Source organism: Methylopila musalis (genome assembly GCF_042679725.1).
Lineage (GTDB): Bacteria > Pseudomonadota > Alphaproteobacteria > Rhizobiales > Methylopilaceae > Methylopila > Methylopila musalis.
Genome location: NZ_JBHTMX010000069.1, coordinates 1 through 14,297 on the forward strand (window position 1 = coordinate 1; position 14,297 = coordinate 14,297).

General features: G+C 70.4%; 14 protein-coding genes and 1 other RNA gene. 8 read left to right on the forward strand and 7 right to left on the reverse strand.

Annotated elements, in window-relative coordinates; translation table 11 throughout:
* Together ACFQ4O_RS09325 and ACFQ4O_RS09330 are read right to left on the reverse strand one after the other, a co-directional pair.
* The coding region (locus ACFQ4O_RS09325) for an Hpt domain-containing protein (RefSeq protein WP_378775422.1) at positions 1–463 on the reverse strand (463 nt) is incomplete at its 3' end.
* A gap of 89 nt (positions 464–552) precedes the next feature.
* Positions 553–1,467, reverse strand: coding sequence for a DMT family transporter (locus ACFQ4O_RS09330; protein ID WP_378775423.1), 915 nt, complete (start codon positions 1,465–1,467; stop codon positions 553–555).
* 180 nt (positions 1,468–1,647) lie between these two features.
* Here ACFQ4O_RS09330 and dmeF point away from each other — a divergent pair, with 180 nt between their 5' ends.
* Positions 1,648–2,655 carry a CDF family Co(II)/Ni(II) efflux transporter DmeF gene (gene dmeF, locus ACFQ4O_RS09335; RefSeq protein WP_378775424.1) on the forward strand — a complete coding sequence of 336 codons (1,008 nt, stop codon included), beginning with the start codon at positions 1,648–1,650 and terminating at the stop codon, positions 2,653–2,655.
* 618 nt (positions 2,656–3,273) lie between these two features.
* Here dmeF and ACFQ4O_RS09340 read toward each other — a convergent pair.
* The 3 genes from ACFQ4O_RS09340 to ssrS form a co-directional block, all read right to left on the reverse strand.
* A complete protein-coding gene (locus tag ACFQ4O_RS09340) occupies positions 3,274–4,098 on the reverse strand; it encodes a TIGR00282 family metallophosphoesterase (protein WP_378775425.1) in 825 nt (274 codons plus the stop codon).
* Complete coding sequence (locus ACFQ4O_RS09345) at positions 4,098–4,706, reverse strand: 5-formyltetrahydrofolate cyclo-ligase (RefSeq protein WP_378775426.1); 609 nt, start codon at positions 4,704–4,706, stop codon at positions 4,098–4,100. The genes ACFQ4O_RS09340 and ACFQ4O_RS09345 overlap by 1 nt, the downstream gene beginning before the upstream one ends.
* A gap of 10 nt (positions 4,707–4,716) precedes the next feature.
* A non-coding RNA gene (ssrS, locus tag ACFQ4O_RS09350) (6S RNA) lies at positions 4,717–4,875 on the reverse strand.
* 59 nt (positions 4,876–4,934) lie between these two features.
* Between ssrS and ACFQ4O_RS09355 the strand changes: the two genes are divergently transcribed.
* Both ACFQ4O_RS09355 and ACFQ4O_RS09360 read left to right on the forward strand, forming a co-directional pair.
* Positions 4,935–6,119 (forward strand): OmpA family protein, encoded by a 1,185-nt coding sequence (locus ACFQ4O_RS09355; protein ID WP_378775427.1) that lies wholly within the window; start codon positions 4,935–4,937, stop codon positions 6,117–6,119.
* A 251-nt stretch (positions 6,120–6,370) separates the two neighbouring features.
* Positions 6,371–6,706: a hypothetical protein gene (locus tag ACFQ4O_RS09360; protein WP_378775428.1), complete on the forward strand. Its 336-nt coding sequence runs from the start codon at positions 6,371–6,373 to the stop codon at positions 6,704–6,706.
* Between the two features lie 194 nt (positions 6,707–6,900).
* Here the strand turns inward: ACFQ4O_RS09360 and ACFQ4O_RS09365 are convergent, their stop codons facing one another.
* Complete coding sequence (locus ACFQ4O_RS09365; protein WP_271205083.1) at positions 6,901–7,272, reverse strand: cell division protein ZapA; 372 nt, start codon at positions 7,270–7,272, stop codon at positions 6,901–6,903.
* Positions 7,273–7,276: 4 nt separating this feature from the next.
* Positions 7,277–7,555, reverse strand: a complete 279-nt coding sequence (locus tag ACFQ4O_RS09370; protein ID WP_378775429.1) for a DUF4164 family protein — start codon at positions 7,553–7,555, stop codon at positions 7,277–7,279.
* A 335-nt stretch (positions 7,556–7,890) separates the two neighbouring features.
* Between ACFQ4O_RS09370 and tkt the strand changes: the two genes are divergently transcribed.
* The 5 genes from tkt (at position 7,891) to ACFQ4O_RS09395 (ending at position 13,966) form a co-directional block, all read left to right on the forward strand.
* Entirely contained in the window at positions 7,891–9,882 is a 1,992-nt protein-coding gene (tkt, locus tag ACFQ4O_RS09375; RefSeq protein ID WP_378775430.1) for a transketolase, read from the forward strand.
* A gap of 279 nt (positions 9,883–10,161) precedes the next feature.
* Positions 10,162–11,172, forward strand: coding sequence for a type I glyceraldehyde-3-phosphate dehydrogenase (gap, locus tag ACFQ4O_RS09380; RefSeq protein ID WP_378775431.1), 1,011 nt, complete (start codon positions 10,162–10,164; stop codon positions 11,170–11,172).
* 31 nt (positions 11,173–11,203) lie between these two features.
* Positions 11,204–11,749, forward strand: coding sequence for a putative glycolipid-binding domain-containing protein (locus ACFQ4O_RS09385; protein WP_378775432.1), 546 nt, complete (start codon positions 11,204–11,206; stop codon positions 11,747–11,749).
* The gene (locus ACFQ4O_RS09390; RefSeq protein WP_378775433.1) at positions 11,749–12,951 is read left to right on the forward strand and encodes a phosphoglycerate kinase; all 1,203 of its coding nucleotides are present in this window, start codon (positions 11,749–11,751) and stop codon (positions 12,949–12,951) included. The genes ACFQ4O_RS09385 and ACFQ4O_RS09390 overlap by 1 nt, the downstream gene beginning before the upstream one ends.
* Positions 12,952–13,003: 52 nt before the next feature.
* On the forward strand, positions 13,004–13,966 hold the full coding sequence (locus tag ACFQ4O_RS09395) for a class I fructose-bisphosphate aldolase (protein WP_378775434.1): 963 nt from the start codon (positions 13,004–13,006) through the stop codon (positions 13,964–13,966).
* Positions 13,967–14,297 lie beyond the last annotated feature (331 nt).

The window sequence follows — 14,297 nt, forward strand, 5'->3', positions numbered from 1 at the left end:
ACGCGCGCTCCAGCTCGTCGAGCGAGACCTCGCCGGGACGCAGCTCGCGGCCGAGCGCGGGATCGACGGCCGGCGCCGCGGGACGGCGCGCCTCGACGGCCGCGCGCTCAAGTTCGGTGACGAGGTCGAGATCGTCGCCCGCCGGCTCCTCGCCGGTGCGCTCCAGATCGCCGAGGATCGCCTTGATTCGGTCGATGGTGGCGAGAATCATCGTCACGGCTTCGGGCGTCGCCAGCGCGCCGGCGCGGAATTCGCCCATCAGCGTCTCCGCCGCGTGCGCCAGCGCCTCCAGCCGCGACAGGCCGAGGAAGCCGCAGGTGCCCTTCACCGTGTGCACCAGGCGGAACACATTGGCCAGGATCTTGGCGTTGGCCGGCTCCTGCTCGAACCGGACGAGCTCGACGTCGACCTGATCGAGATTCTCGGCGGTTTCGGTCAGGAAGTCCCGAAGCAGGTCGTCCATCGTGCAAGCCCCCACGAGGCGCGCGACGGGCGCGCCCCGAACGGCCTGATCCTGACCGGAATTGGATAACGGATCGTTGAGGACGGCGCTCAGGCGCGCCGGCGCAGCGCCACCACGTTTCCGATCGCGACCAGCACGACGCCGGCGAGCGACAGCGCCGTCCAGCGGTAGTCCTCGAACAGGCTGGAGATGACGAGCGCCACCACCGGAAACAGCACCGTGGCGAAGCCGGCGCGGGCCGCCCCGACCCGCTTGATCAGCGCGAGATAGGCCAGAAACGCCGCCACCGACGACCCCGCCGCAAGCCACACCAGCGAGACGAGATAGGCGACGGTGGGCTCGACAGTGAAGGTCGCCCCCGACAGCGCCGCCAGCAGCGTCATCCACAGCGCGCCGTAGAACATGCCCCAGGCCGCCGCCGAGACGTCCGGCACCGAACGCTGGATCACGCTCGACACCATGTTGCCGAGGCAGAAGCACAAGGTTCCGCAGACGCTGAGGCCGAGCCCCAGAAGCGCGTCCGCGTCGAAGCCCGTGGCGCGGATCTCCGGCGCGTAGAGCAGGCCGACGCCTGCGACGCCGAGCGCCGCGCCCGCCAGCACCCGCATCTCCGCCGGGCGGCGGAAGATCAGCGCGCCGAGCGCGAGGTTGATCGGCGAGGCGAGCGCGAACACCACCGCCAGCAGGCCGGACGGCACCTTGGCCCCGGCGTGGTAGAACAGCATGAAATTGGTCGAATACATCAGCACGCCCGCCAGCATGAAGCCGGCGTGGCGGCGCAGCGGGAAGCGCAGCCTCTCCCGCCGTCCGAGCGCGAGCGCGAAGGCGATCGCCGCCGCCAGCGCGAAGCGCCAGACGAGCGACACCTCCGGCGCCACCACGCCGAGTTGGTGATGCAGCGCGATCCAGCTCGTGCCCCAGACCAGCACCAGCACGGCGTAGAGCCCGAGATCGGTGGACTGCGCGGTGGTCGGGTCTGCGGCGAGGGGCGCGGCGCGGGACATGGAGGCTTCGTCGTCGTTGTGGACGACCGCGTTATCGCTCCCGGCGCCCCGTCGAGGGAAACGCCAATCCGTTATGTTCGCCATCGCGATCGGTTATGGGCGCGGGCGCCCGGCTTGACGGAACGCCGCCCGGAGCGGCCTTCTGGGCCCCGAGACACGCTGGACCCGCGGGGCGCCCCCATGCACCTGACCGAGGAAGGCCGCCGCGCCTTCGCCCACGAGCACCGCTTTCTCGGCGCGGCGCACGCCCGCAACGAACGGCGCACCCTTGTCGTGGTGGCCATCACCGCCGCGATGATGGTGGTGGAGATCGTCGCCGGCTGGGCCTTCGGCTCCATGGCGCTGCTCGCGGACGGCTGGCACATGGCGACCCATGCGGGCGCGATCGGCCTCGCCGCCTTCGCCTACCGCTTCGCCTCGCGCCACGCCGCCGACCCGCGCTTCTCCTTCGGCGCCGGCAAGGTGGGCGATCTCGCCGGCTTCGCCAGCGCCATCGTGCTCGGCGTGATCGCGCTGGCGATCGGCGTGGAGTCCGTGGTCCGCCTGACAGCGCCGCAGCCCATCGCCTATGCGGAGGCGACCGCCATCGCGGTGGTGGGCCTCGCGGTCAACGTGGTCTGCGCCCTGCTGCTCAGCCATGGCGGGCATGGGCACGGTTCTCACGGGCACGGCCACCATGGCCACGGGCATGACCACGGTTCTCATCACGCGCATGGCCACGATCATGGGCAGACACACGCCCACGACGACCACAACCTTCGCGGCGCCTATGTGCATGTGCTGGCGGACGCCCTGACCTCCGCGCTCGCCATCGCGGGGCTCCTCGCCGGCTGGCGCTTCGGCTGGGCCTGGGTCGATCCCGCGATCGGGGTCGTCGGCGCGGTGGTGATCGCGTCCTGGGCGGTCTCGCTCGCCCGCGACACCGCCCGCGTGCTGGTGGACGCCACGCCCGACGCGGCGCTCGCAGGCGCGATCCGCACGGCGCTGGAGACCGGCGACGTCCGCGTCACCGACCTGCACCTCTGGCGCGTCGGCCCCGGCCACATGGCCGCGATCGTCTCGCTCGCCACCCACCATCCCGAGCAGCCCGCCGCCTACAAGGCGCGGCTGAGGGACCTTGACGGGCTGAGCCACGTGACGGTCGAGGTCAACCGCTGCCAGCCCGACGACCACGCCGCCGCGGCGTGAGGGGGTCTGGGGCGGGGCTGAGTTAGGAGCAGACCGGCGGGCGCGCCCCGCCTCCTTGTCCCGGCCTTGAGCCGGGACACGGAACCGTCAACGCGTGAGAATCAAGCTCCCCACCGTCACGCTTCGTTCGGCACACTCGGCGGATCCGGGTCCCGGCTCAAGGCCGGGACAAGGAAGATGGCGTCCGTGATGTCGGTCGAGCGTGAAGCGGCCGGTTCCGATAGCGCGCATCGGCACCTATACGAGGAACGAGTCGCGCAGAGCCCACTTCCTTGTCCCGGCCTTGAGCCGGGACCCAGAAACGTCAGCGTGTGAGAATCAAGCGCCCCACCGTCACGTCTCGTTCGGCACACTCAGCGGATCTGGATCCCGGCTCAAGGCCGGGACAAGAGAGGTAGCGTCCGAGCGTGAGGCGGCAGGTTCCGATTGCGCGAACGCGATGCCCGCATAGACGATGAACCGGGCAGAGCCCACTTCCTTGTCCCGGCCTTGAGCCGGGACCCAGAAACGCCGGCGTGTGAGGATCAAGCGCCCCACCGTCACGCTCCGTTGGGAACACGCAGCGGCTCTGGGTCCCGGCTCAAGGCCGGGACAAGGGAAGAGGCGCCCCGGCGCCCCTCAGTCCTCCCAGAACGTCGGCGTCGTCTGCTCCAGCGCGCCGCCGACGCGGACGGCGGCGACGCGGGTGGCGAGGCCGTCGGAGCCGACCTCCACCGCGAGGCCCGAGAGCGTCGCCACGCCCTCGGAGGGCTCGAACCGGCCAGAGGGCAGCTTGCGCAGGAAGCGCTGGATCGGCTCGTCCTTCTTCATGCCGAGCACGCCGTCGTAATCGCCGCACATGCCGGCGTCGGACATGTAGGCGGTGCCGCCGGGCAGCACCCGGTGGTCGGAGGTGGGCGTGTGGGTGTGGGTGCCGACGACCAGCGTGGCGCGGCCGTCGAGGAAATGGCCGAAGGCCTGCTTCTCGCTGGTGGCCTCGGCGTGGAAATCCACCACCGCCGCGTCGCAGGCGAGGCCGAGCGGGCAGGCCTCGAGCGCAGCGTCCGCGGTGCGGAACGGATCGTCCAGCGCGACGCCCATGAACACGTGGCCCATGACGTTCACCACCAGCACCCGCGCGCCGTTCTTCGCCTCGATCAGCTGGGCGCCGCGGCCGGGCGTGCCCTTGGGGAAGTTCGCCGGCCGCACCAGCCGGTCGGCGCGCTCGGCGAACACCAGCGCCTCGCGCTGGTCGAAGGCGTGGTTGCCGAGCGTCACCGCGTCGGCGCCGGCGTCCAGCAGCTCCTCGTAGATCGCTTCGGTGATGCCGAAGCCGCCGGCGGAGTTCTCGCCGTTGATGACCACCACGTCGAGCGCCCAGCGGCGGCGCAGCTCCGGCAGGCGCTCGGCCACCGCCGTGCGGCCCGCGCGGCCGACCACGTCGCCCAGAAACAGAAGCCGCATCAGATGGCGTCCCCGATGGTCAGAAGGCCCTGCTCGGTCAGCACGCCGTCGAGCCTCTGGTCGTAACGGTCGATCGGCACGCGCTCCGTCCGCTGGGCGGCGAAGGCGAGCCCGACCGCGATGGCCCGGCCGCGCGCGCGGAGCTTTTCGAGCGTGCGGTCGTAGAAGCCGCCGCCATAGCCGAGCCGGTAGCCCCGGTCGTCGAAGGCGGCGAGCGGGACGAACAGAAGCTCGGGCGCGATCTCCGGCGCGGAGGCCGGCGGCTCCTGCAAGCCGAAGCGCTTGGTCTCCAGCGGTTCGCCGGGCGCCCAGGCGCGGAACGCCAGCGGCGCGTCCTTCTCCACGATCACCGGCAGCGCAAGCGGAACGCCCCGGGCTGCGAGCCGCGCCATCAGCGGCCCGGCGTCGATCTCGCCGCGCACGGGAAAGAACACGGAGACGGAGGCGGGCCTGAGCCGCGCGACGAGACCCTCGCCTTCGCGGGCGATAGCCTCGGCCGCGGCGGCGCGGACGTCCGGCGCGAGCGCGGCGCGGCGGGCGAGCACGTACGACCGGAGCGCCGCCTTGGCGGCGGCGGCTTCGGTGTCGGGAACAGTCGGCTGGGTCATGAAGGAAGAGCGCGGAGCCACGATGGCCGTTGGAGGTTCGATCCCGGGACACCTACAGAGTAGGTGGGCGCCGTTTTGGCCAAGACCACGGTCGAGGCCAGGGACAGCTCCCGTTCGAGATCGTAAGGGCCCGGGGATTCAAGTTTCCTGACGCGCCCCGCAGCACCGCGAAGCGGAAGATAGTCGACCGCGCGTCCCGGCGCCAGTGGTCTCGAACGAAGAGCGCGGATGCGCGCCCGCCCGAAACGCGCCAAGCTCGCCGCCAACGACGACCGCGCGCCGGACACGGACCGGCGAACGCGCGGCTCTCCGGGGGGACACGTCATGCGCTTCATCCGCCGTCTGCTGCTCGCGGGCCTGCTCGGGCTTCTTCCGGCGGCCGCGCTCGCCGACGCCGCCGTCCCGACCAAGGACATCAAGGGCGCCAAGGACAATCCGCTGCTCAAGCGCTACGAAGGCTCGTTCATTGTGTCCTACGAGCGGCAGGCCTTCACCGATTTTTCGATCCCGCTCGCCAAGGTCGAGAAGAACCCGGACGGCGAGCGCGACGCGCGGCTGAACAACTACATCTTCCGTCCGGCGAAGAAGCTCGATCTGGAAGGCGCCAGGACCCGGCTGGTCTACGTGCTGCCCGAGGACCGCTCGCCGCTCGAGGTGCTGCGCAACTACCAGGACGAGGTGGAGGCGGCCGGCGGCGAGGTGCTGTTCGCCTGCAAGGGCGCCGACGGCTGCGGCGGCGACAGCACGCGCGCAGCCTCCGGCGGCGGCGGCGACATGAGCTTCATGATGTATTTCGTGATCTCCGAAGACCTGAAGGACGAGGCCTTCTCCAACGGCGCCTGCGCGCTGACCTCGAGCATCAGCGACCAGCGATTCTTCGCGGCGAGGCTCCCCGGCGCGGACGGCGACGCCCATGTCACCGTCCACACCTTCCAGTTGAACGACACGCTGTACTGCAAGGCGCTGAACGGCCGCACCATCGCGCTGGTCCACGTCATCGAGCCCAAGGGCCGCGACCGGAAGATGGTGACGGTGAAGGCCGAGGACATGGCCAAATCCATCGACAAGACCGGCCGGGTGGCGCTCTACGGCGTGTTCTTCGACACCGACAAGGCGGAGCTGAAGCCGACCTCGGAGCCGACCCTTGTCGAGATCGCCGCGCTGCTGAAGGGCGACCCGAAGCTCGCGGCGCTGATCGTCGGCCACACCGACAACCAGGGCGGCTTCGACTACAACATGGACCTGTCGAAGCGCCGCGCCGAGGCGGTGGTGAAGGCGCTGGCGGCGAGCCACGGCGTCGACCCCAAACGCCTCAAGGCCGCCGGCGCCGGCATGATCGCCCCCGCCGCCCCCAACGACAGCGACGACGGCCGCGCCAAAAACCGCCGCGTGGAGGTGGTGCGGCTGAACTGAGGGACGAGATCAAGGACGGAGGACTCCTCCAGCCTGGGCGCCGGCGCCCTTCCCTTGTCCCGGCCTTGAGCCGGGACCCAGAACCTCTTGGGTGTCGCGCGAAGCGCCACGAATGGACCTCTTGCGCCCGCACACGATGGCGCGTCCGAGTCTCGGTTTGAAGAGTTGGCGCCGGACGGCGCAATGCGAAGCCACCGATGGACCACGAACCCCAATGCCACGTCCTCCATCGACGCCTGAGAAACAGGCTCATGGAGGCCGTCGAGACGCTGGCTGAAGGCGACGATGGCGTGCGCAACGCCGGACCCATCGAATACTTCGAGACCTTTTACGACTGGATCCCCCATCGCGACGACGGCGAGATGAGACCGAACGCCGCCATCACCGATCGGGAGCGCGCCGCGCTGCTGCAGCTCAGCCGCATGCTGGACGACGCCTGCGACGCCACGCCAAGGCACATGGCCATCGAAGATCTGATCGCGACAGGCTGGCCGACGCGCATCCAGCCCTTCGCCATCACCGCGCGAGACGTCATGAACGAGCGAGGCCGGCTCAGCGAAGACGATGACGCGGTCCCGGAGCGTTAGACGCGGAAGCGTGACGCCGGTGGTCCAAACGTAGACGGCCTTCCTGTGTCCCGGCCTTGAGCCGGGACCCATTTCCGCCGACGGTTCCGAATGGCGCTCCAAGCGTGCCGCTTGTTCTGAAACCGCAGACGTTTCTGGGTCCCGGCTCAAGGCCGGGACAAGGGAAGGCGCGCCTCACCCGCCTCCCCGCGCTCTCAATCCCGGCGCGCGCCGTCCGTCAGCTCGTCGGCAAGGCGTTCCAGGCGTTCGGCGGCGGCGGCGATGCGGCCGGCGGTTTCGGCGTGGCGGCCGTCGGTAGCGGAGGCGGCGTCGGCCTGGGAGTCGCGCAGGCGCTCGATCTCCTGCTCCAGCGCGGCGTGGCGGCGCTTGGCCTCGTTCAGCTCGTCCGCGATCATGATCGCGGTCATGACCGAAAGGCGCACGTCGCCCACCTCGCCGAAGGAGCGCTTCAGCTCGCCGTGGCGCTCGTCCACCAGCCGGCCGAGCGCCAGCAGGTGCTCCTCCTCGCCGTCGCCGCAGGCCATCTTGTAGTCGCGGCCGCCGATGGTCACCGTCACCTGAGGCATGGCGTCAGCCCTCCGCTTCGGCGAGCGTGCGCGACACCGCCTCCAGGGCGGCGTCCACCCGGCGCAGCAGCTCGCGGTCGCCCTCGCTCGCGGTCTCCGCCCGGGCCTCGGCCTGGGCCAGCAGGTCGGCGGGGCGCAGCCGGTCGTCGGCGAAGGCCGTCAGCTCCTCCTCCCGGGCGCGGGCGGCGTCGGCGGCGTCGAGCGCGCGCGTCACCGCGGCGGCGGCGGCGGCGAGCGCCGTGTCGAGCCGTTTCAGCGCCGCGTCCAGATCGCCTGCCGCCACGTGGCCTCTCCTTCCGCATCGCTCCGACCATCGCCCGCGACGGATGCGGGGCCAAAGCCGGCGTTCAAGGCGGTTATTTTACCGGCCCGCCCAAAACAGCGTCAATCGAGCCGCCGGCGCCGTCCACCGCCGCGTTTTCCCGCCCGCCGGGGATCGCCCGTAGGGCTGACGCGTATTGACATGCCCCGGCGCCCCTTTAAACGTCCCGGCGACCTCCCACGGTCTCCGCGGTCCCGAGGGCTTTCACGCGCCCTCGCTCGCGGGCGGCCGGACACCTTCTCCGGCGCGGCCGCGCCCCTCCGGCGGCCTCGCCCCGAACGATCGGACCCGCGCCCATGACCGACACTCAGCTGACGCGCCGGCTCGCCAACGCCATCCGGGCGCTTGCGATGGACGCCGTCGAGCAGGCGAACTCCGGCCATCCCGGCATGCCCATGGGCATGGCGGACGTCGCGACCGTGCTGTTCACCAAGGTGCTGAAGTACGACGCCTCCGCGCCGCACTGGCCGGACCGCGACCGCTTCATCCTCTCCGCCGGCCACGGCTCGATGCTGCTCTACGCGCTGCTGCATCTGACCGGCTCCAAGGAGATGACGATCGACGAGCTGAAGCGCTTCCGGCAGGTGGGCTCGCGCACGCCGGGCCACCCGGAGCGCGGCCACACCGAAAGCGTGGAGACCACCACCGGCCCGCTCGGCGCCGGCATCTCCAACGCGGTCGGCCTCGCGCTCGCGGAACGCATCCTCGCCGCCCGCTACCCGAGCCTCACCGACCACCGCACCTTCGCCATCTGCTCCGACGGCGACCTGATGGAGGGGATCAGCCAGGAGTCGATCGCGATCGCGGGCCACCTGAAGCTGAACCGGCTGGTGTTCCTGTGGGACGACAACGGCATCTCCATCGACGGCGAGCTGTCGCTGTCCGACAGCGTGGACCAGCTCGCCCGCTTCAAGGCCTGCGGCTGGAACGCGGTGCGGGTCGACGGCCATGACCCGGAGGCGATCGAGGCCGCGCTCAAGGCCACCGAAAACGCCGACAAGCCCACGCTGATCGCCTGCAAGACCGTGATCGGCTTCGGCGCCCCCACCAAGGCCGGCTCGGAGAAGGCCCACGGCTCGCCGCTCGGCAAGGACGAGATCGCCGGCGCCCGCAAGGCGCTCGGCTGGGACTACGCCCCGTTCGAGGTGCCGGACGACGTGCGCTCCGCCTGGGCCGAGGCCGGCCGGCGCGGCAAGGCCGCCCGCCGCGCCTGGGAGGACCGCTTCGAGGCGCTGGAGCCCGCCGTCCGCGACGAGTACGAGCGCCGGCTGCACGGCGACCTGCCGGAAGGCTTCGCGGAGGCCATGGCCGCGTACAAGGCCAAGCTCTACGCCGAGCCCAAGGAGGTCGCGACCCGCAAGGCCGGCGAGAGCGCGCTCGCCGTGGTGTCGCAGGCGCTGCCGGAGCTCGTGTCCGGCTCGGCGGACCTGACGCCCTCCAACAACACCTTCACCAAGAACATGAAGGCCATCACGCCGGGCGACTACTCCGGCGACTTCGTGCACTGGGGTATCCGCGAGCACGGCATGGCCGGCGCGGTGAACGGCCTCGCCATCCATGGCGGCGTGCTGCCGGTGGGCTCCACCTTCCTGGTGTTCTCGGACTACTGCCGGCCGTCGCTGCGGCTCGCCGCGCTGATGAAGCTGCGGGTGGTGCAGGTCTTCACCCACGACTCGATCGGCGTCGGCGAGGACGGCCCCACCCACCAGCCGGTGGAGCACGTGGCCTCGCTGCGCGCGATCCCGAACCTCAACGTGTTCCGCCCGGCGGACGCGGTGGAGACGGCGGAGGCGTGGGAGATCGCGGTGGCGAGCAAGGAGCGGCCGAGCGTGTTCGCGCTCACCCGCCAGAACCTGCCGCAGCTGCGCCTTCAGGACCGCGGCGAGAACCTGACCGCGAAGGGCGGCTACGAGCTGGCCGCGGCGGAGGGGACGCCCGCCGTCAGCCTGTTCGCCACCGGCTCGGAAGTGAGCCTCGCGATCGAGGCCAAGACAGCGCTCGACGCCGCCGGCCTGCCGACGCGGGTGGTGTCGCTGCCCTGTTTCGAGCTGTTCTTCGACCAGCCGGCGTCCTATCGCGCCGAAGTGATCGGCACGGCGCCGGTGAAGATCGCCATCGAGGCGGCCATCCGTCAGGGCTGGGACGCGATCGTCGGCTCCGACGGCGGTTTCGTCGGCATGCATGGTTTTGGCGAGAGCGGGCCCTACAAGGAGGTCTACAAGACGTTCGGCATCACCGCCGAGGCGGTGGTCGAGCTGGCACAGGAAAAGCACGCAGCAGTCGCTTAAGCGAAGGACGAGCGGATATGGAAGATCATGCGCAATATCACCAGTGCGTGATCTGCCAAAACCGTTTTCGATTTGGCCCGAAAATTTACGACGGACGCCACATTGCCCAATGGCAAGGAGGTGTTTGCCGCTCGTGTCTAAACGGGAATTGGGACGGTGTGGTTGCGCCCAAAGGTCACCCACTGCTGCAACATTTGGAATCCAAGGGCATTACGCCTAAATACAATGCATCCGGCTGGGTAATTATTCCTCGCTGATCTCTAAGGAGAATTAAAAAAAATGGCGGTCAAGGTCGCGATCAACGGATTCGGGCGCATCGGACGGCTGGTCCTCCGGGCGATCGTGGAGTCGGGGCGCAAGGACATCCAGGTGGTCGCGATCAACGACCTCGGCCCGGTGGAGACCAACGCCCACCTGCTGCGCTACGACAGCGTGCACGGCCGCTTCCCGGCCGAGGTCACCGTCAACGGCGACGTGATCACGGTCGCCGGCCACGGCGACATCAAGGCCACCGCCATCCGCAACCCGGCCGAGCTGCCGCACGCCGCCCTCGGCGTCGACATCGCGCTCGAATGCACCGGCATCTTCACCAGCCGGGAGAAGGCCGCGGCCCATCTCGAGGCCGGCGCCAAGCGCGTGATCATCTCGGCCCCCGGCGACGGCGTGGACCTGACGGTCGTGTTCGGCGTGAACGACGACAAGCTGACCAAGGACCACATCGTGGTCTCCAACGCGTCCTGCACCACGAACTGCCTGGCGCCGGTCGCGAAGGTGCTGAACGACGCGATCGGCATCGATCACGGCTTCATGACCACGATCCACTCCTACACCGGCGACCAGCCGACGCTCGACACCATGCACAAGGACCTCTACCGCGCCCGCGCGGCGGCCCTGAGCATGATCCCGACCTCCACCGGCGCCGCCAAGGCCGTCGCCCTGGTGCTGCCGGAGCTGAAGGGCAAGCTGGACGGCGTGTCGGTGCGCGTGCCGACCCCGAACGTCTCGGTCATCGACTTCAAGTTCGTCGCCAAGCGCGCCACCTCCGTGCAGGAGGTCAACGACGCGGTGAAGGCCGCGGCGGCCGGCAAGCTCAAGGGCATTCTGGACGTGGTGGACGCGCCGCTGGTGTCGTCCGACTTCAACCACAACCCGCACTCGTCGAGCTTCGCCCTCGACCAGACCAAGGTGCTCGAGGGCACCTTCGTGCGCGTGCTGAGCTGGTACGACAACGAGTGGGGCTTCTCCTCCCGCATGTCGGACACGGCGGTGGCGCTGGCCAAGTTCCTCTGAGGCCCCGGTGGGGGACGCCGCGCCGGCGCGCGTGACAAGCGCGCGCTGGCGAAGCCTCGACGGGAACGGGCTCGACCATGTGACGCTCGCGATCGACGCCGAGCGCTTCGTCGCGCGCGGCGTCGTCATCGGCGAGCAGGCGGGCGTCCGCTACGGCGTCTATTACCGGGTCGATCTCGACCCGCTCTGGCGCGTCCGCGAGGTCGCGCTCGGGGCCGCGGACGGCCGCGGCCTCCATCTCCTGTCCGACGGGCAGGGCCATTGGGCCACCGGACAGGGCGCGCCCCTGCCCGCGCTCGACGGCTGCTTCGACGTCGATCTGTCCGCGACGCCCTTCACCAACACGCCGCCGATCCGCCGCAACGCCTGGAAGACGGGCGAGCGCGTCGAGCTGCGCATGGTCTACGTGCCGTTCGACACGTTCGAGCCCATCGTGGACGGCCAGATCTACACCTGCCTCGAACCGGGCCGGCGCTTCCTCTACGAGGCCGCCGACGGCTCGTTCACCTCCGAACTGACGATCGACGAGCACGGCCTCGTGGTCGACTATCCCAGTCTCTTCGCCAGGGAACCCTGATGACCGCAGCCTTCAAGACCCTCGACGACGTGGATGTGGCCGGCAAGCGCGCGCTGGTCCGCGTGGACCTCAACGTGCCCATGGACGGCGACCGGGTGACCGACGACACCCGCCTGCGCGCCATCGCCCCCACCCTGCGGGAGCTGGCGCAGAAGGGCGCGCGCACAGTCCTGCTCGCCCATTTCGGCCGGCCGAAGGGCAAGCGCGACGACAGCCAGTCGCTGAAGGTGGTGGTCGCGGCGCTCGAAAAGACGCTGATGCAGGACGTGGGCTTCGCCGACGACTGCGTGGGCGAGACGGCCGCCGCCGCGATCGCCCGCATGACGCCCGGCGACGTGCTGCTGCTGGAGAACACCCGCTTCCACCCCGGCGAGGAGAAAAACGACCCGGCCTTCGCCGACGAGCTCGCCAGGCTCGGCGACCTCTACGTCAACGACGCGTTCTCGGCCGCGCACCGCGCCCACGCCTCGACCGAGGGTCTGGCGCGGCGGCTGCCGGCCTATGCCGGCCGCTCCATGCAGGCGGAGCTCGACGCGCTGTCGAAGGCGCTCGGCGCGCCGGAGCGGCCCGTGGTCGCGGTGGTGGGCGGCGCCAAGGTCTCCACCAAGCTCGACCTGCTCGGCAACCTCGTCGGCAAGGTGGACCATCTGGTGATCGCCGGCGGCATGGCCAACACCTTCCTGTTCGCTGAGGGCGTCGATATCGGCACGTCGCTGTGCGAGAAGGACCTCGCCGACACCGCCCGCGCCATCGTCGCCAAGGCCGCCGCCGCCGGCTGCGCCATCGTGCTGCCGAGCGACGGGCGTCTGGCGAAGGAGTTCAAGGCCAACGCGGCGAACCGCGTCGCGCCGGTGGGCGAGGTCGCCGCCGACGAGATGATCCTCGACGTGGGGCCGGACGCCATCGCCAAGGTCTCCGCCGTGCTCGAAGGCGCCAAGACGCTGGTCTGGAACGGGCCGTTCGGCGCGTTCGAGATCGAGCCGTTCGACCAGGGCACGGTCGCCATCGCCCGCAAGGCGGCGGAGCTGACCCGCGCCGGCCGGCTGCTGTCGGTCGCCGGCGGCGGCGACACGGTCGCGGCGCTGAACCACGCGGGCGTCGCGGGCGACTTCACCTATGTCTCGACCGCGGGCGGCGCCTTCCTCGAATGGCTCGAGGGCAAGGAGCTTCCCGGCGTCGCGGCGCTGTCCGCGACAAGCTGAACGTTTCACTCTATACCAACGCCATTCGCGAACCGGACTTCCCGAGAGGACGATGAACGCCAAGACCCCGATCACCGCGCCCCGCAGTCTCATCACCCCCCGGGTGAAGGAGATCCTCTCCTGGTACGAGAGCGACAATCCCGGAACCAAGGGCAATCTCTACCGCCTGCTGATGACCGGCCGCCTCGCCGGCACCGGCAAGCTCGTCATTCTGCCCGTCGACCAGGGTTTCGAGCACGGCCCGGCGCGCTCCTTCGCGCCGAACCCGGCCGGCTATGACCCGCACTACCACTACCAGCTCGCCATCGACGCCGGCCTCAACGCCTACGCCGCGCCGCTCGGCATGCTGGAGGCGGGCGCCGACACCTTCGCCGGCCAGATCCCGACCATCCTGAAGATGAACAGCGCCAACTCGCTGTCGCGCCTGAACGAGGACGCCGACCAGGCCGTCACCGCTTCGGTCGCGGACGCGGTGCGGCTCGGCTGCTCGGCCATCGGCTTCACCATCTATCCGGGCTCGGACGCGGCCTACGACCAGTTCGAGGAAATCCGCGAGCTGGCGGCTGAAGCCAAGTCCGTCGGCCTCGCGGTGGTGGTGTGGTCCTACGCCCGCGGCGGCTCGCTCACCAAGAAGGGCGAGACGGCGGTGGACGTGATCTCCTACGCCGCCCACATCGCGGCCCTGCTCGGCGCCCACATCATCAAGGTGAAGCCGCCGACCGAGCAGCTCGAGCTGGACGCCGCCAAGAAGGCCTACGACAAGGCCGGCATCCCGGTCTCGACGCTGACCGAGCGCATCCAGGACGTGGTCAAGAGCTGCTTCGGCGGCCGCCGCATCGTCATCTTCTCGGGCGGCGAGACCAAGAACGACACCGACGCCCTGCTGAAGGAGATCGGCCAGATCGCCGCCGGCGGCGGCTTCGGCTCGATCATGGGCCGCAACGCCTTCCAGCGCCCGCGCGACGAGGCGATCGCGCTGCTCGACAAGATCATCGACATCTACGCCAAGGCGTGACGCCAACGGGCGGGCCTCACCGGCCCGCCTGCGACCGATCCGGCGCCGCCGGCCTTTCCCCTCGCCGGGGACGGCGCCGGCGGCGTCGCCGTTTTCAGGGGCCTCGCCCCGTTTTCGCCATGTCGGCCGCGCCATAAACGACGCCGACCGCGCCCCGACCCTCGCTCCGAGCCCCGCCCGCCATGCCCGACGACGCGCCCTTCACCCGCCTGACGCTGGTCACGCCGGAGCTGTCCGAGACCGACGCCTTCCTGCCGGCGCTGGACGCCGAGCTCGCGGCCGGCGACGTGGCGAACGTCGTGCTGCGCCTCGCGCCCGCCGACGACCGCAC